Annotated in this window: 13 protein-coding genes and 1 other RNA gene; 5 read left to right on the top strand and 9 right to left on the bottom strand. The window is 64.7% G+C overall.

The window, feature by feature from the left end; translation table 11 throughout:
* Nucleotides 1-150: 150 nt before the first annotated feature.
* Nucleotides 151-732 carry a cysteine hydrolase family protein gene (locus NGM29_RS02585; protein ID WP_254158718.1) on the bottom strand — a complete coding sequence of 194 codons (582 nt, stop codon included), beginning with the start codon at nucleotides 730-732 and terminating at the stop codon, nucleotides 151-153.
* 133 nt (nucleotides 733-865) lie between these two features.
* On the opposite strand from NGM29_RS02585, the gene NGM29_RS02580 reads away from it, so the two are divergent.
* Nucleotides 866-1,885, top strand: coding sequence for a DUF7972 family membrane protein (locus NGM29_RS02580; RefSeq protein ID WP_254158716.1), 1,020 nt, complete (start codon nucleotides 866-868; stop codon nucleotides 1,883-1,885).
* A gap of 75 nt (nucleotides 1,886-1,960) precedes the next feature.
* On the opposite strand, the gene NGM29_RS02575 is transcribed toward NGM29_RS02580, so the two are convergent.
* Entirely contained in the window at nucleotides 1,961-3,118 is a 1,158-nt protein-coding gene (locus tag NGM29_RS02575; RefSeq protein ID WP_254158714.1) for a nicotinate phosphoribosyltransferase, read from the bottom strand.
* A 143-nt stretch (nucleotides 3,119-3,261) separates the two neighbouring features.
* Between NGM29_RS02575 and NGM29_RS02570 the strand changes: the two genes are divergently transcribed.
* On the top strand, nucleotides 3,262-4,056 hold the full coding sequence (locus NGM29_RS02570) for a hypothetical protein (RefSeq protein WP_254158712.1): 795 nt from the start codon (nucleotides 3,262-3,264) through the stop codon (nucleotides 4,054-4,056).
* A gap of 40 nt (nucleotides 4,057-4,096) precedes the next feature.
* Here NGM29_RS02570 and rnpB read toward each other — a convergent pair.
* Nucleotides 4,097-4,523: RNase P RNA component (gene rnpB / locus NGM29_RS02565), an RNA gene on the bottom strand.
* A 151-nt stretch (nucleotides 4,524-4,674) separates the two neighbouring features.
* Here rnpB and NGM29_RS02560 point away from each other — a divergent pair.
* Nucleotides 4,675-4,854, top strand: a complete 180-nt coding sequence (locus NGM29_RS02560) for a DUF7470 family protein (protein WP_254158710.1) — start codon at nucleotides 4,675-4,677, stop codon at nucleotides 4,852-4,854.
* A gap of 26 nt (nucleotides 4,855-4,880) precedes the next feature.
* Here NGM29_RS02560 and NGM29_RS02555 read toward each other — a convergent pair whose 3' ends face one another.
* From NGM29_RS02555 to rnz, 4 genes are all read right to left on the bottom strand, one after another.
* On the bottom strand, nucleotides 4,881-6,860 hold the full coding sequence (locus NGM29_RS02555) for a DUF460 domain-containing protein (RefSeq protein WP_254158707.1): 1,980 nt from the start codon (nucleotides 6,858-6,860) through the stop codon (nucleotides 4,881-4,883).
* A gap of 138 nt (nucleotides 6,861-6,998) precedes the next feature.
* A complete protein-coding gene (locus NGM29_RS02550; RefSeq protein WP_254158705.1) occupies nucleotides 6,999-8,255 on the bottom strand; it encodes a thiol-disulfide oxidoreductase DCC family protein in 1,257 nt (418 codons plus the stop codon).
* The gene (locus tag NGM29_RS02545) at nucleotides 8,252-8,917 is read right to left on the bottom strand and encodes a glycosyltransferase family protein (protein ID WP_254158703.1); all 666 of its coding nucleotides are present in this window, start codon (nucleotides 8,915-8,917) and stop codon (nucleotides 8,252-8,254) included. The genes NGM29_RS02550 and NGM29_RS02545 overlap by 4 nt, the downstream gene beginning before the upstream one ends.
* Before the next feature lie 228 nt (nucleotides 8,918-9,145).
* On the bottom strand, nucleotides 9,146-10,081 hold the full coding sequence (gene rnz, locus NGM29_RS02540) for a ribonuclease Z (RefSeq protein ID WP_254158701.1): 936 nt from the start codon (nucleotides 10,079-10,081) through the stop codon (nucleotides 9,146-9,148).
* Between the two features lie 198 nt (nucleotides 10,082-10,279).
* Here rnz and NGM29_RS02535 point away from each other — a divergent pair, with 198 nt between their 5' ends.
* Both NGM29_RS02535 and NGM29_RS02530 read left to right on the top strand, forming a co-directional pair.
* Nucleotides 10,280-11,389 (top strand): DUF7282 domain-containing protein, encoded by a 1,110-nt coding sequence (locus tag NGM29_RS02535; protein ID WP_254158699.1) that lies wholly within the window; start codon nucleotides 10,280-10,282, stop codon nucleotides 11,387-11,389.
* Nucleotides 11,390-11,428: 39 nt separating this feature from the next.
* A complete protein-coding gene (locus tag NGM29_RS02530; protein WP_254158697.1) occupies nucleotides 11,429-12,433 on the top strand; it encodes an AAA family ATPase in 1,005 nt (334 codons plus the stop codon).
* A gap of 172 nt (nucleotides 12,434-12,605) precedes the next feature.
* Here NGM29_RS02530 and NGM29_RS02525 read toward each other — a convergent pair whose 3' ends face one another.
* Both NGM29_RS02525 and glmS read right to left on the bottom strand, forming a co-directional pair.
* On the bottom strand, nucleotides 12,606-13,523 hold the full coding sequence (locus NGM29_RS02525) for a carboxypeptidase regulatory-like domain-containing protein (RefSeq protein ID WP_254158695.1): 918 nt from the start codon (nucleotides 13,521-13,523) through the stop codon (nucleotides 12,606-12,608).
* Nucleotides 13,524-13,764: 241 nt separating this feature from the next.
* On the bottom strand, nucleotides 13,765-15,573 hold the full coding sequence (gene glmS, locus NGM29_RS02520) for a glutamine--fructose-6-phosphate transaminase (isomerizing) (protein WP_254158693.1): 1,809 nt from the start codon (nucleotides 15,571-15,573) through the stop codon (nucleotides 13,765-13,767).
* Nucleotides 15,574-16,334: the final 761 nt, after the last annotated feature.

Here is a 16,334-nt window from a genome sequence, read left to right as displayed (position 1 = left end):
AGTACCGGCCCGGCCGTATTTAGCTGTCGTCTGGTGGAAATCGTTGCCGATCGATCGCTCGGTCGTCGCGGCGTCTATGCAATACTATCGATATTATAGTGTCGGATTTTCTCGAGCACCGCTTCCCCAAAAGACGGGCTTTCCAGGGTGCTACGCCGATTCGCCGAACGTCAGCTCGTCGCTCTCGAGGACCTCTCCGAACAGCCAGTCCGCGTGCTCGAGGGCATACTCGTGGTGGTCGTCCTCGAGCGCGCCGATACAGTCCGAAACCATGAGCGGGCGGTAGTCCCGGAGCCCTGCGCTCCCGCCGGTGTGGAGGACGCAGACGTTCGCAAGGGTACCACAGATGACCAGGTCCTTGATGCCCCGCGCAGAGAGCCAGCCGTCGAGCTGGGTCTCGTGGAAGGCGTCGTAGGTGTGTTTCTCGACGATCAGGTCCTCGTCTCGCACGTCGAGTTCGTCGACCAGTTCGGCCTCCCACGACCCCTCGAGGACGTGTTCGCCCCACCGGTCGAACTCGTCGTAGTAGTGATTGTTGTCGAATTGCTCGGGGGGATGGACGTCACGCGTGTAGACGATTCGACTCCCCACCTCTCGAGCTCGAGAGACGAGGTCCGCAATAGGGGCGATCACCGACTCGCTGCCCGGCGCGTACAGCGCCCCGTCGGGGTGACAGAAGCCGTTTTGCATGTCGACGACGACCACTGCCGTGGTGTCTGGCTCGAGGTGCATAGTCGAAAATACCCACTCTCGAGCCATAAATCCACGCGCGACGGGTCGGCCCAGACGTGGTTCGCACTCGAAACTCGAGCCATCGACTGCAACGAAGACACACGCTTTTTTCGACGGTCGTTGACCCCGACCCATGGGCGCCGAGCGAGCGATCGACGAGACGAAGACTCAGAGCGACCTCGTTCACGAACGACTCCGCGAGTCGCCGGCGCAGCGCTGGATCCTGCTCGACGGGAATCGCTACGTGCTGACGGCCCTCTGTGCCGGACTGGTATTCACCATCTGCTTGGCGATCGGCGCCGCCGGCTGGATTCCGGTCACGAATCCCGACACGGCGACGACGCTTGTCGGCGCGATCGTCGGTGGCACGCTGCCGTTCATCACCATCGTCCTCGCGATCAACCAGCTCGTCCTCTCTCAGGAACTGGGGTGGACCGGTGACCTGCAGCAGCGCTACGAGGCGATGACCGACTTCCGACGAACGGTCGAAGACGCGACCGAGACGCCGGTCAGCCCGGCCGCGCCTGCCGAATTCCTCCGGCTCATCGTCGACGCCGTCGTGGCGGAGGTGGGCGAGGTTGAGTCGGCCGCGACGGACGCCGACGGAGCCGTTGCCGCGAGCCTCGAGACGTTCGCCGGGGCCGTCACGACGGAGGGCGAGACCGTCTCGAAGACGCTCGAGACCGCGGAGTTCGGGACGTTCGACGCGCTCTCGGCGGTCCTGGGTCACTTCAACGGGGCGCACCTCCACGCCGCCCGGACGATTCGAGCCCGGTACGCCGACGAACTTTCGATAGAGGCCCTCGAGGGACTCGACTCGCTGATCGAACTGCTCGGCTACCTCGCCGTCGCCCGGCAGTCGTTCAAGACGCTGTACATGCAACACGAACTCGCTCACCTCTCGAAACTCCTGCTGTACGTGGGTTTTCCGACGTTGCTCGGCGGCGGCCTGTTCATGATGACGTACCCGTCGATCATCGCGAGCCTCGAGAGCACGCTCGCGCTCGTCGTCGTCGTGAGCGTCGCGGTCACGCTCGCCTTCCTGCCGTTCGTCGTCCTGCTGGTGTACACCTTCAGAATTGCGACGATCGCCAGCAAGACCGCGGACTTCGGCCCCTTCGTCCCCCGGGTGGACGTCCAGGTCGACGAGTGAGTGGGCCTCGAGGCGGCCAGTAATATAGACGACCGATAGACGCGAGCAAGCTCGAGACTGGCAAGTGGACGGCTCTCAGTGGTCGCTCCCGAACCCGACCGTCTCCGCATCGGCGAGACATCGCTCGGTCGCCGCCTCGAGGTCCGCCTCGCGGACGACCTCGCCGTCGCGAATTACCGGCTCGAGCAGCGCGTCGCCGTCCTCGGGAGCCGGCTGGTCGGCCAACCGGACCTCGTGACCGCCGTCGGCGGTGCGGTAGACCTGTTTATCGCCCGAGAGCTTCCCGCGCTTGGAGGTCATCTCGCCCTCGATTTCGACGATATCGAGCGCGAAGTCGACGCTGTCGGCGCCCGTAATGTAGCTCCCAATTCCGAAGCCGTCGGCGACGTCTCGAAGCTCTCGGATCGTCTCGGGGGTTAGCCCGCCGCTGCAGAAGATGTCCACGTCCTCGCGGCCGCGGGCGTCGAGTTCCCAGCGAATCTCGCGGGTGATGTGGCGGAAGTCGCCGCGCCTCGAGCCTGTCGTATCCAGGCGAACCCCGTCGAGGCGGTCGCCGAGCGTCTCGGCGGCGAGCAGGGTCTCGGCGCTCTCGTCCCAGAAGGTGTCGACCAGGGCGACTCGAGGTACGTCCTCGGGGACGGCCTCGTCGAAGGCCGTCCAGGCCGCGTCCTGCTCGCCTTCGCCGAAGATGAGCATTAGCGCGTGGGGCATCGTCCCGCCGGCCTCGCGCTCGAGAACGTCGCCCGCGGCGACGTGGGAGAAGCCGTCGAGTCCGGCGAGCAGGGCCGAGCGCTCGACTGTGGCGGCGATGGCGGGGTGGACGTGACGCGCGCCAAAGGAGAGGACCTGAGAGTCGGGCGCGGCCAGACGGGCCTCGAGCGCCGCCGTCGCGAAGCCGCTAGGCTGGGAGAGAAAACCCAGGAGGGAGGTTTCGAGCTCGGCGAACTCGAGGTACGGTCCCTCGATGCGCATGACCGGCCCGCCGTCGAACAGCGTGCCCTCGGGGAGGGCGTCGATATCGACTGCGCGGCCCGAAAAGAGCGTCGCGACGTCGTGAACGCCGGCGAAGACCTCGAATTCGCCGGTGGGGAACTGGTCGGCGGTGACCTCTGCGACGACGCGGGGATTTCGACCCGCGTGCTCGAGGGTCGCCCGGGTACGCTCGAAGTAGGCGTCGGTGGCCCGTCCCTCGAGGATGGCCTCGTCGGAGACGATTCCGAACGGATTCGACATACCCTCGCTTTCCGGCGCGAGGCGTTAAAGTTCCCGTCTCGCGTCGGGGTGGGTGGCGGGCCACGACCTCTGTAGCTGCTATAGGTGCAACCGAAGTTTGAGCTTGAGATGCCCTTTTCTCCCATCGTACTCTGGTTTCCCTCGTGAAACGTCGACCGTACCTCGCGACTCTCGGATCGAGCTTCGTCGGTGGCTGCCTCTCGAGCGTCCCTGGCGTCGGTGACGACGCGACCAACGTGACCAGTTCGGAACTGGCACCACCGACGAACTGGTCCGACCAGGTGATCGCCGAGGAATCGTTCAACCGGTCAGCGACGCCGATTTTCGCCGACGGCGAGGATCGCAACGGGCGCATCGAGAGCAATCCGGGTGGCACGATCACGGACCACCTCTTCTTCGACGACGACGGGACCGATCGATACGGCGTTCGCGGACGCATCGAGTTCGACCGTCCCGGTAGTTACATCGAAACGGTACGGGCGACGCTCGACCAGGACGACGGTGAGCGCGTCGTCGAGAGTCAGCTGTTCGTCGAACGGAGTCGGGAAACGTACCTCTTCGAAATCGTCACGACGGAGGGGAGCGCGGACGCTGTCGATCGATACACGCTCGAGGAACCGGAGGGCGGAACGTCGGGCCCGGGCCCGACGGTCGAAGATGGGTCGACGCTCGTCGAGAAGGGGTGGGGCCAGCTGGGGACGGCCGACGGTGAACCGGTCTACGGGGCCGCGATCACGCTGCAGAACGCGACGCAGGTGAAAACCGGCGAGGCCGGAGTCGTCGTCGAGGCGTTGCTCGAGGACGAGACCGTCGCCTGCAACGATTCGGCCAGCGCCGAACTCGAGCCAGGGGAGACGCACACGTTCTACGTTCCGTACCTGCGGTTCGATCCGGGTGCCGTGGTCGAGACGGCGGTTCGACACTGGTTGCTCGAGTAGCGACTCCGGAGCCGTGGCCGTGGCTCGAGGATTGGAAACTGGGTGAGAGGAGTAAGCCCCCTTCTGTTCGACCCGGCATTCGGCTGAGCGTCCGCGCCGCCCGCCTAAAGCGGTCCTGTCGGGCTACCTGCGACGCGGACTTGCACCGGTGAGGATTCGCCGTTCCATCGGTCCTCGGCCGTCCGTGCGGCGGTAACCGCCGCACCGTGGCCGCAAGGCGGCCACGCGCTCTCTGCGGGTTAACTCCCCGTCCTCGCGGTTGGGTTCGCACGCATCATCGATCGGGCCGAGACGTGTCGTTGCTGTTCCAGAGCCAGCGGTCTCCCGCTCCGGACTTGCGTCCGGTCACCCGCCCGACGGGTGGGGGGACTTTCCTCGCGGGCGCGAGCGCCCGAAAAACGAGCACTCGCGTGTGGTGGCCGACCCGTTTCCGGACCGGCCATCGCGGCAGCCAGGCTCTCTCTCCCATCGGTTCTAGGGTCGGTCGTCGGTTAAGTGTCTCGCTTATACGCATTCGCGTTCAGTGACTTCCCCATCGTTTCCACTCGAGGCTCTCACCATACTCGAGCCCCGCTCGCAAACCACCGCGATTAAGAGCATCCACTGTCCACAGCGGGTATGCGCAAAAGTCTCGGTCCGCTCGGAATCCTCGGCGTGATCCTCGCGATTGCCGGCATCGCCCTGATCGCCACCCAGAATTACCTGATCGCTGGCGGCCTCGCCCTCATGCTCATCGGAGTCGCCCTCGTCGTCAAGTCGCTGGTGACGGGCGTGCTCCAGTCATTCGGGATGGTATAGGGCTCGAGACAGACGCGCGAATCCGATTAGACCTCGCTGTCGCCCGCCCGGTGCTCGCTGATCAGCCGATCGACCATCTCCGCCTTCCGGTCGCGCTCGCGCTCGAGCGCCCGGTCGTGCCAGTCCTCGATGACCGCCTCGACGTCCGATTCGCGGGCGACGGCCAGTTCGTCTACCTCCTGCATCGCTACGTCGTCGCCGGGGCCGACTGGAATCTCGCGGTCGAAGAGGATGGCATCGGCGATCTCCGAGAGGTTGCCGTTCTTCAAAACGACTCGCGGTTCGAAACTCGCCAGGAGCTCCGCGGTCGAGCGTCCCGCACCGCTGGCGTCGCGCACGTAGACCACGTCGCCGGGCGCGATGCCGTAGGCCTCCTCGGCTGTCCGGATCGCTCCTTTCGTGAACTTCTCGATTACCTTTACGGGCACGAGGCCGGCCTTCTTCTCGGAGACGTCCGCGAAGTTCGAGTGATCGAGCTTCCAGAGCGTCTTCATCCGCTCGACTTTCTCCTCGAGGGCCTCGACCTCCTCGCGGGCCTCGTCGCGCTCGCTCTCGAGGCGGTCGGCCTTGCGCTCGAGGCGGCTCACCTCGCGTTCCTTGCGGATCTGGCGGCGTTCCTCTCGACGGGTAACGGCGAGTTCGGCCTCGAGGTCCTCGATCTGCTCGTCCCGATCCTCGATTCGCCCCTCGAGCGTCTCGACATGGCCCTCGAGGCGCTCGACCTGTCGCTCGAGGTCGCGAATCCGGCGTTCCTCGGCCGTCAGCTCTCGCGGCTGGTGCTCGCGCTCTTCCTCGTCGCTCTCTTCGTCCTCGGTCAGGTCCTCGAGGACGGTCTCGACGGTCTCGCCGCCGGCGACGACCCGGGCGACCACCTCCCCGCGGTCGATTCCGGCGGGGAGTTTCCGGGCGATGCGCTCGAACTGGTCCTCGTGGGCGTCGACGGCGTAGAGGGCGGCGGCCATCGCGTCGCGCTGGTGGTCGTCGTCGTACGGTTCGTCCGCGGTGCGGTGTTGTTTCTCGTCGACCGGCAGGTCTCGCTGGGGCGTCCAGGCTGCGGCGTCGAAGCTCCGGCGGATCTTCTCGACGGTTTCTGGCATCGGCGTCACGTCCGCGGCGACGATCACCGGCCGGCCGCGCTCGACGATCCACTCGATCACGTCGGCCATGGTGTTTGTTCGCGAACTCCAGACGTCGAGCACCTCGCCCTGGAGCCCGACGATGGCGACCGCGGTGGTCGTTCCGGGGTCGACGCCGACGACGACGTGATCGCGACGCTTCGCGAGCGGGCGAAACTCGATGCCGTCGCGTCGCTCCCGTTCGATCTCGACGCGCACGTCGCCCGAGCGCTCGTTCGACACCGGAATGTTCTGGGGAGGGGCGTCGACGGTGAACACCGCGTTGGCGAACCCGCCGTAGGCTTCCCGGACCTCACGTTCGAACGCGAGGCCGGCGTCCTCGAGGGCGCTCTCCACTTCCCGGGCGCGGCGCTTGACGGAGCCGTGGATCCGGCGCGTGTAGCGGTCGGCGCTCCAGCCGCCCTTGCCGGTCGAGCGACCCCTGGAGACTTTGACCTCCGTGGTGTCGGTAAATGCCGACACCTCGTAGCCGACGCTGTGGGCCGCCAGGCGGGCTGCGGCCTCGGCTTCCTTCATGGGCTCTTTGCCGTAGGGGACGCCGTGGCGCTTCGCGACGCGAGAGAGCGATTCGGGTCGTTCGTCGCCGGTCACCTGCACCAGTTTTGTCCCCGCGGGAAGCGAGCCGAGAAAGTGGATCAACTGGTCCTTGTCCGCGGCCAGTTCGTACATGTTGTCGGTCGCGACGATAGCTGGCTCGACGTCGGCGATCAGGCGGCGCAGTTTCCGGTGGGAGACGACGTCTCGCTCGAGGCCGTCCTCGTCGCCGCCGTAGACGACGAGTGCGTAGGAGGGCGCGTCGCCGCGAACGTCACCGCTCTGAACGTCGACGCCGAAGACGACCGCGTCGAGTGCGTTCGTTCGCGTGCTCACGGCCACCTGTAGGGGGGAACAGAGTATAAATCCGGCGCGGTCTCGAGACTCACGGCTCGAGAACTGGGAACTGAGAACTGACTATCGAGGTCCGAGTACCGAGTCTCGAGTGCCGAAAACTGAGAACCGCAGAACGGCTCAGGACTGCTCGGCGTCGATGCTGCAGACGAAGTGACGACTCCGGTTGCGCGCGATGTAGGCGTACACGCGGTTGCCGACCATCCTGACCGGTGGGAGCGCCATCAGGAGGACGATCGGGGCGAAGACCCGGAACTGCTTGAACAGCTGGCGGAACGCCTCGTAGCCGCCGTAGGCCTCGCCGTCCCGGAACAGGTACATCTCCTTGTCGAGGTCGACGCCCTCGCGGTTGACGAGTTCCGGCGGCGCGTCCGACTGCGATCGGAACCGCACGGAGTCGTTGACGTCGAGGTACTTGAAGAGGTAGAGGCTCCGGGCGCAGAAGTAACAGCGCTCGTCGTAGACCAGCGTGACGCGGTCTTCCGCGTCCGCGGCGAGCCACCGGTAGGCGACGTCCCAGGCGGCGAACAGCGAGAGGACGAGGATCATGTCGATGAAGTACAGGCCCAGCGTCGCGACGACTGAGAGGTGGAAGCCGATCAGACCGAGTGCCGACAGCGTGATCGGCAGGCCCAGTAATACGGCGACGATGAGCGACGCCTGGACCAGGCCGGTGCCGAGGAACCCGAGCCAGGCCAGCGCGTCGTACTCGAGGATGGGCTGGGCGAGTGGCCGCGTCATACCGGTCATCTCCTGGCTGCGCAGGATGTCGCGCTGGAGTTCAGCGCCGGAGAGCCAGATGTCGATCGGGCCGTTCATGAACTTCCCCCAGGCCGAGCCGAGGTAGAGGAAGCCGACGGCGAGCAGCCCCCACTTCAGGGCGCGCGCCCGATGAGTTTCGTCACTTCCCTCTTTCAGGAACGCGTTCAGCTGGTCGATGGACTTCTCTTTCGTTTCGATCACGGTGTCGGCCGACAGCACGTCGTCCTCGCAGAACAGCGCGAACAGGAGGATCATGTACGCACAGGCGAACAGCGACTCGATGGTTCCCGCGAGGTAGATGGTCGACTTGACCGCCAGCATGTGCATCATCAGGAGGCTGGCGAGTCCGCCGGACCACCGGGTCTTGTAGCCGACGATGAACAGGACGAGCAACCCTGCGAGGACCCACCGCAGGTACGGCAGCAGGGTGAAGAAGACGTCCTGGTGGAGGTAGGCGATCGGCGGGTTGAAGTGGCGGGGCCACTCCCCGTAGAAGTTCCAGTCGAGCGAGACCATTCGCCAAAGCGCCCACGATCCGAGAAGGACGCGAACGACGGCGAGGTTGATCGGCGTGGAACGGGTCTCGTCGCCGAAGTAGTTGACGAACGCGCTCATGCGGATTCATCCTCGAGTGCGGTCTCGTTTTCGGTAACGGTCTCGTTGGCGACGTCGATCGTCACGAGGTGCGTTTCCTCGTTGCGCTCGACTGCGTCGCTATCCTCGTTGACGACTATGGTTCGCTCGTAGATGCTGATCGACTCGAACTCCTCGTAGTTCTCGAGTTGCTCGGCGGTCCATTGCTGGTCGTCGACGTAGCGCGGCGGCTCCAGCGCCGTATAGATCGGGGGCCCACCCGATTCGACTGTCTCCCGATACCTGTTCACGTTCTCGATGTAGAATCTACCCATCTCCATGCGTTCCTCGTCGTCGTACTGGTAGGCCATATTCTGGCCCACAGACGACGTCCGCGAACCGGTCATCGGCGGCGTAGCACGATCGTCGAGCTCGAGTTCGTTCCCCGCCGAGTCGACGATTCGGATCTCGTAGTACGTCATCTCCTCGCTGTTAGGCTGGGAGAACTTGTGCATCTCGACGACGGGCATCACGGTCATTCCGACGACCGTCACCGCCAGCAACAGTGCGAAAAAACACGCCAGCCAGGCCTTCCTGACGAAGCGGCGGTTGGCGAGCGCCAGAGCGGCGATCGTCCCCACGAAGAACAGGATGTACACCACCGGAAAGATGATGTCGGTGAATGGTTCGATGTACTGTAACACTACTTGCTCACCATACCGGTCGGTCGACAATGTGTTATATAGCAATTACGAACGTAAAGTCGATGAACCGTGTCTAAATTCGACTACCGTCCCGTTAAGGTAATGTAGATTTTTAGACATTTTCGGTTTATGCGCTTGTTAGTAGCCGAACGCTTCCCGCCACCGGCTGGACGAACCGCTCTCGCTCGTCGCCTTGTATGTTCGACTCGTCGTTTTTCGAGCACCGCCTCACTCGTCCGGATACGGAATCTCGAGGCAGTCTCCGTCGTCGGGGATTGAAACGGCCTCCGGATCGCCGTCGAACGCTTCCCGGGCCTCTGCGAGGTGAGACGTCGGTCGGCCGGCGTACCGCGAGGAGAGGTGGACCAGTGCGAGCCGTTTCGTCCCGGCCTGGCTGGCGACCCGGCCGGCCTGGCGCGCCGTCGAGTGAGCGGTGTGGTCGGCGCGCTCGGCCCGGTCGTCGGCGAACGTCGCGTCGTGAATCAGCAGGTCGGGGTCGTCGGCGACTTCGAGGGTTGCCTCCGTGGGGCGCGTGTCGCCGGTGTAGACGAGCGACCGGCCAGGACGCGGTTCGCCGACCACCTGTTCGGGTCGGACGACGGTGCCGTCCTCGAGTTCGACCGGCTCGCCCTCGTGGAGTCTGGAAAAGGCGGGCCCGACGGGGACACCGAGTTCCTCGGCTCGCTCGCGGTCGAAGCGGCCCTTCCGGTCGTCCTCGATTAGCGCGTAGCCGACCGATCGAGTGTCGTGGTCGGTGTCGAACGTTCGCACCTCGTAGTCGTCGCCGCGGTAGGCGACGCTTCCGCCGTCGACCTCGTTGATTCGGACCGGAAACGAGGGTCGGTTGCCGAGCAGCGAGACGAGCGACCGAAGGTGACGGCGCGTCCCGTGCGGGCAGTGAATCGTCAGCGGGTCCTCGCGGTCGTTGAACGCCATCGTCTGGAGGAGGCCCGGAATCCCGAGGACGTGGTCGCCGTGGGTGTGCGTGACGAACAGGTGCGAGACCGAGAATCCGGTTCCGAAGCGCATCATCTGGCGCTGGGTCCCCTCGCCGGCGTCGAACAGGAACTGCTCGCCCTCGCGGGCGACGAAGAGGCTGCTCGGGTTCCGACTGGTCGTCGGAATCGCCCCACTCGTCCCCAGGAACGTCACGCACAGTGTCATTGGTCCGTGATCCGTCCGCTGGGGCTAAACCCGCTTCGAATCCGAATCCGACCGTCGACGCGCCCGACCTCGAGAGCGAGGTAATGGGTTCGACGTCACTGACCGACCCGGTATTTGACGACTACACCGTCAATTCGATGGGAACGAACCGGTCATTTTACCGTGTGTGTCTCGTATGACAATGTACCCGAAGCTCCGATGAGTTCGAACCTCTCCCTCGGAACGGCCAAACTTCTGCTCGCGCTACTGGTCGCTATCGCCGTCGTCCTCGCCGCTGGACTCGCCGTCGGCCAGGCGCCGGCGTTGTTCGGCGTCGAAGAGGAACCCGAGGCATCGATCACGTTCTCCGATCAGACGACCAACGGCTCGAGCGTCGAGGTCGAGTCGGTCACGCTCTCCGACGGGGGATTCATCGTCATCACGAACAGCGCTGACGAGACGGTCGCGGTCTCCGACCGCCTCGATTCCGGCCCACATGAGAACGTCACGATCGAACAGGCCGAGGAAGACGACGGCGACCTCGTCGGGCAACTCACGGCGACGGTTCACCAGGACACGGCGAACGAAGGGACCTACATGTTCGAGGAGAGCGACGGCGAGGAGGACCGGCCATACACCGAGGACGGCTACCCGGTCAGCGATTCCGCGAGCGTCACCCTGAACGAAAGCGAGGGCGACGCCCCGACCGACTCGTTCCAGGTGGAGTCGGTCTCGCTGCCGACGACGGCGACGACCAACGAAACCGTGACCGTAGAGGGTGAGATTCGCAACCCGCGGGACGTCGAAAATCGCCAGCGCGTCGAGATTCGCGTCGACGGCGAGGTGCTCGAGCGAAAGATCGTCTCCCTCGAAGCCGAGGAAACCACCACCGTGAGCTTCGAACTCGAGACGGCGTCGCTCGAGCCCGGCGACCGGACGGTCGGCATCTACACGACCGACCACGGTCAACTCGACACGCTCACCATCCAGTACGACACGCCCCCCGACCTCGAAATCCTCGAGGCGAACGACTCGACGGCGACCATCAACGTCACGCTCCCCGAAGACGGGTTCCTGACCGTCGAAAACGAGTCCCAGGCCGTTCGCGGGATCGGCGAGAACCTCTCGGCCGGGACCCACGAGAACGTCACCCTCGAGTTCGACGCCGAGGGCGACGAAACCCTGTTCGTCGTGCTCTACTCGGGCGAACCGGACGAGTACGACGAGGAAGAGGGATTCCCGAACGCCGATCCGATCATGATCGATGGCGATCGCGTTCAGGCGGCGCTTCCGTCGGACGACGACCGGGTCCGGGAGAACGACTCCTGACCGACCGATTCTTACCCTGGCCGTCCCTAAACGCGGGCAATGGACGCACCGCTGTGGACGGAAACGTACGCGCCGACCCTCGAGGAGTTGCCTCAGGACGACGCCCGCGCGTACCTCGAGCGTGCCGTCGAGGAGCCGATTAACCTCATTCTGCAGGGCCCACCCGGAAGCGGGAAGACGGCGGCGGCGAAGGCGCTCGCGGCGGCGGCGCACAGTGACCCGGACAACGACCTGATCATCATCAACGTTGCGGACTTCTTCGGACGAACGAAGACCGAGATCAAGAACGACCCCCGGTTCGCACACTTTCTGACCGGCCGCTCGTCGATGTCGAAACGCGACATGATCAACCACGTGCTCAAGGAATCGGCGAGCTACGCCCCCGTCTCGGGAACGTACAAGACCGTCCTCCTGGACAACGCCGAGGCCGTTCGCGAGGACTTCCAGCAGGCACTGCGCCGGATCATGGAACAGCACCACCGGACGACCCAGTTCGTCCTCGCCACGCGCCAGCCGACGAAGCTCATCCCACCGATCCGATCGCGGTGTTTCCCGGTCTCGATGCGCGCCCCCTCGAGCGAGGAGACGGTCGCCGTCTTAGAACGGATCGTCGAGGCCGAAGATGTCGACTACGACCAGGACGGGCTCGAGTTCGTCGCGGGCTACGCCGACGGCAACCTCCGGCGGGCGATCCTGGCGGCCCAGACGACCGTCGAAACCGAGGGCGAACTCACGATGTCGACGGCCTACGAGACGATCGGGACCGTCGGTTACGGCGACGAGGTCGAATCCATGCTCGACGACGCCGAGGCGGGTGCGTTCACCGACGCCCGGTCGACGCTCGACGAGTTGCTCGTCGACGAGGGACTCGACGGTGGCGAGGTCCTCGAGGAAATCTTGACCGTCGCCAGAAAGCGCTATCAGGGCGAGTCGCTCGCGCGGATGCACCGCCTCGCGGCGGACGTCGAGTTCGAGATGACCGAGGGGGCGAGCGATCGCATTCACGTCGGCCACTTGCTCGCGGAACTGGGGCGGAACGCCTGATACCTGGGTTACGGGCGGCTACTGAACGGTTGCGATTCCTGATATTTCTCGATGTAGAGCCCTCGAGCGCCGTCTCTCGAGTCGGTCACGTAACTCGCTTCGAAAGCGATCGAACTCCTGCGAAAACAGACGACCGAGTACGATCGGATTCCGGGTCCGCAGTCACCGGGCGTTAGCCGTCGGTCTGGGTGTCGTTGGTCGTCTCGTTGTCGTCGCCGCCTCCGTCGCTATCGCCTGATTCCTGGAGCGTGGCGATGAGCATCTCGTCGTCGCCGGATATCTCGATGGTGGTCTGGGCGCCCTCGTAGCCGTCCGCGGTCACGGTGACCTCGTACTCGCCGTCCTCGAGCTCGAACTCCGCGACGCCGTTTCCGTCGGTCGATTGCTCCTCGTTGTAGCCGAAGATCACTCCTTCACCTTCGACCTGGACGGTAGCGCCTTCGATCGCGTTGCCGTCGTCGTCCTCGACGATGATGCTGAGGGTCGACGTGTCGCCATCGCCACCGTCGCTTCCGTCGTCAGTTTCGTTGTTATCGCTGCCATCGCTGCCGTCGTCAGTTTCGTTGTTATCGCCGCCATCGCTGCCGTCGTCGGTGTCGTTGTTATCGCCACCATCGCTGCCGTCGTCGCTACCACCGTCGTCGCTTCCGTCACTACCGTCACCGCTGCCGCTGCCGTCGTCGTCGCTTCCGTCACTGCCATCACTACTACCGTCAGTTCCATCGCTACCGTCACTAGTATTGTCGTCGCCGTCACCGCTGTCAGACCCATCGCTGCCGTCACCACTGTCGCTATCGTTCCCGCCTTCGGTCTGCTCGCCGCCATCGCCATCACTATCGCCGCTCGAGTCGTCACCCCCGTCGGAATCCCCATCCTCGGAGGGTTGCTGGAATTCGCCGTCGTCACCCGAAGAGCCCGAATCCCACGGTGCGAGTCCGCCAACTGGACCGTCCGGCCCGATGAGGCTTGACCCGCCTGCGGCGAGTACCAGCCCGGCGACGAGGAAGGCGACACCGATGAAGACGAGTAACAGCTGTACGCCGGTGTGGATCGATCGCGTCTCGTTCGTCTGTTGGTCGTAATTTCCCATGGTTCTTACCTCTGGTGTGTCGGTCGATCGTGACTCGAGTGCGAACTCGAAACGGCTGTGTCCATACTTCCCGTATCGGCCGTCAGCCTTTCATTATACGGCTACTAAGCCGATCGCGACTCGAGCCGTACAATCGCTGTGAGCGGTACTCGTCGACGGTTCCTTGCTGTGGGTTCGATGACAGAGTGGCAGTGGTGCTGAGTGGGACGTCGAGTAGGTGGAGAGAAAGAGCCGAGAGAGACTACTCGACCGTGACGCTCTTCGCGAGGTTTCGAGGCTTGTCGATCGGTCGGCCGAGCTGGTTCGCCGCGTGGTACGACACCAGCTGGAGCTGTACCGTCGCCAGCAGCCCCGCCCAGACGGGGTGGGTCTCCGGAATCTCGAGCTGGGCGTCGGCGACGTCGGTCAGCGGGTTCTCCTCGGGGCCGACGGCGACAATCGGTGCGCCGCGACTCTGGGCCTCGATCGCATTCGTCTTCGTTTTCTCGTCGTTCGCCCCCGTACAGGTGGCGAAGATCGGCGTCTCGTCGGTCACGAGCGCGAGCGGTCCGTGTTTGAGCTCGCCCGAGGCGAACCCTTCCGCGTGCTCGTAGGTAATTTCCTTGAACTTCAGGGCGCCCTCGAGCGACACCGGGTGACCCAGGTCGTTCCCGATGAAGAAGTACGACGGGCTGTCGACGTACGCCGCCGCCAGTCGCTTTGCGTCGGTCGACTCGAGGAGCGTTTCGACTTGGCCCGGAAGCCGCTCGAGGTCCTCAAGGAGGTCGGCCTGATCCTCCCGGGGCGTGGCCGACGGCACGTCAGCGGCGAGTCGCTGGCCGAGCAGGGTCAGTGTGACCGCCTGCGAGGAGAACGTCTTCGTCGCGGCGACGCCGACTTCCGGCCCTGCCCGGATGTACAGCGCGTCGTCGGCAGTTCGGGCCGCCGTCGACCCGACGACGTTGGTGACCGCAAGCGTTCGCGCCCCCTGTTCGTCGGCGCTGCGGAGCGCCTCGAGCGTGTCGGCCGTCTCGCCGCTCTGGGTGACGGCGACCGTCAGTGTTCGCTCACAGACGGGCCCCGCAGTCGAGTCGTACTCGCTCGCGCGGACGACTTCCGTCCGGATCCCGGCCTCGCGGAGCTGCTGGGTGCCGTACATCGCCGCGTGGTAGGAGGTTCCGCAGGCGACGAACTGGACGTACTCGACCTCGGAGAACGTCCCGGTGGAGAGGTCTTCTAAGACAACCTCGCCGTCGTCGACTCGCCCCTCGATGGTGTTGGCGAGCGAGGTCGGCTGGTTGTAGATTTCCTTGAGCATGTAGTGGTCGTATTCGCCCTTGCCGGCGTCTTCGGGGTCCCACTCGACGGTATCGACCGAGCGCTCGATGGGGGTTCCCTCGAGATCGGTGATCCGATAGTTGTCGGGGTCAAGCACGACGACGTCGCCGTCCTCGAGATAGATTACCTCGTCGGTGTGATCGAGGAACGCAGGGACGTCGCTCGCGAGGTACCACTCGTCGGCGTCGAGTCCGAGGACGAGCGGGGACCCCTTCCGGGCGGCGTACACGGCTTCTTCGCCGTCGACGATGGCGGCGATCGCGTAGCTCCCCTCGAGCGTCGAGACGGCGCGACGAACGGCCGTCTCTGTGTCGGGGGCTTCGGCCCGATACTCGTCGATCAGGTGGGGGATGACCTCGGTGTCGGTGTCGCTCTCGAACTCGTGGCCCATCGCCTGGAGTTCGTCCCTGAGTTCGTCGTAGTTCTCGATGACGCCGTTGTGAACGACGGCGACGTCACCGGCGGTGTCCGTGTGGGGGTGGGCGTTCGCGTCCGTCGGCGGCCCGTGGGTACTCCAGCGGGTGTGGCCGATCCCGATGTTCCCACTCGGTTTCGTCTGGAGGCGAGACTTGAGGTCGGCGACCTCTCCCGAGCACTTGTGGACTTTCACGCCGGAGCCGTTCTGTACGGCGATTCCAGCGGAGTCGTAGCCGCGGTACTCGAGGTTCTCGAGCGACGAGAGGAGAGTCTCGGTCGCGTCGTCGCGACCGACTCGCGCGATGATTCCACACATTAGCCGCTCACCTCTGGAGCCGACGCGACAGCCGGCAGTGCCGTGACGGACGAACGAGACGACCGACCAGCGGTCGATCGGACCACTGCATCGGTTTCCGTGGTCGTGCTCGTCGAGACAGCGGTGCGTAGATGGCGGCTAGTTCGTATCATGGATGTGTGGGTACCCGTGATCCTCCGCCAGCTGGCGGGTGGGCATCTACTCGTTCACCAGACGGAATGACGGTATTACTATACCTCAGATAAGACGCATCCTGGCCCCTCATATTTCCCTGTTAAAACCGTTTCACAGGATGCGAATGTACGTTCTACTGACCGGTGGTGCCGGTATAAATGGGGTAGACCCGCTCAAACCGACGATCTCGTTCGGGGCGCGGCTCCCCCGACGAGTCGTCAGACGGGTGGCTGACGGCCGATATTCCTTCGAACATTCATTATATCGCCGAGATATCGAGAGTACCACCGATAATTTGTGTCGGAATTCCGGACCGGTTCTCGTCGTCTCGCAATCTGGTCGTCCAGTGTACTGACGGACGCGTACGTCGAGATCGGTCGGGTCTCGAGCGCGTTCTCGAGGTCGTCGGCGCAGGTCGACGTACGGTACACCTGTGGAGCCACTTCGGGTTTCCTCGCCCCCTCTCGTGAGAACGAGAAAATACGAGACGTTTCCGTCGCTCGAGCGACGACTGCAGACGGGCCCAGGTGTGCCGGAGCTCTCTCCGGTGATCATGGTGAGCTACGCCAGTATCGGACGTAGTCAGG

This window comes from Natronosalvus rutilus (assembly GCF_024204665.1).
In the GTDB taxonomy this organism is placed as follows: Archaea; Halobacteriota; Halobacteria; order Halobacteriales; family Natrialbaceae; genus Natronosalvus; species Natronosalvus rutilus.
Note: the sequence above shows the minus strand (reverse complement) of the source record. Positions and strands in the feature narration are given on the sequence as shown.

Bases quoted from the DNA above. Each gene is read 5' to 3' on its own strand.
- rnz (WP_254158701.1), bottom strand. From the start codon at position 10,081: ATGACACTGTGCGTGACGTTCCTGGGGACGAGTGGGGCGATTCCGACG.
- NGM29_RS02525 (WP_254158695.1), bottom strand. From the start codon at position 13,523: ATGGGAAATTACGACCAACAGACGAACGAGACGCGATCGATCCACACC.
- glmS (WP_254158693.1), bottom strand. From the start codon at position 15,573: ATGTGTGGAATCATCGCGCGAGTCGGTCGCGACGACGCGACCGAGACT.
- NGM29_RS02530 (WP_254158697.1), top strand. From the start codon at position 11,429: ATGGACGCACCGCTGTGGACGGAAACGTACGCGCCGACCCTCGAGGAG.
- NGM29_RS02585 (WP_254158718.1), bottom strand. From the start codon at position 732: ATGCACCTCGAGCCAGACACCACGGCAGTGGTCGTCGTCGACATGCAA.
- NGM29_RS02560 (WP_254158710.1), top strand. From the start codon at position 4,675: ATGCGCAAAAGTCTCGGTCCGCTCGGAATCCTCGGCGTGATCCTCGCG.
- NGM29_RS02575 (WP_254158714.1), bottom strand. From the start codon at position 3,118: ATGTCGAATCCGTTCGGAATCGTCTCCGACGAGGCCATCCTCGAGGGA.
- NGM29_RS02535 (WP_254158699.1), top strand. From the start codon at position 10,280: ATGAGTTCGAACCTCTCCCTCGGAACGGCCAAACTTCTGCTCGCGCTA.
- NGM29_RS02580 (WP_254158716.1), top strand. From the start codon at position 866: ATGGGCGCCGAGCGAGCGATCGACGAGACGAAGACTCAGAGCGACCTC.
- NGM29_RS02550 (WP_254158705.1), bottom strand. From the start codon at position 8,255: ATGAGCGCGTTCGTCAACTACTTCGGCGACGAGACCCGTTCCACGCCG.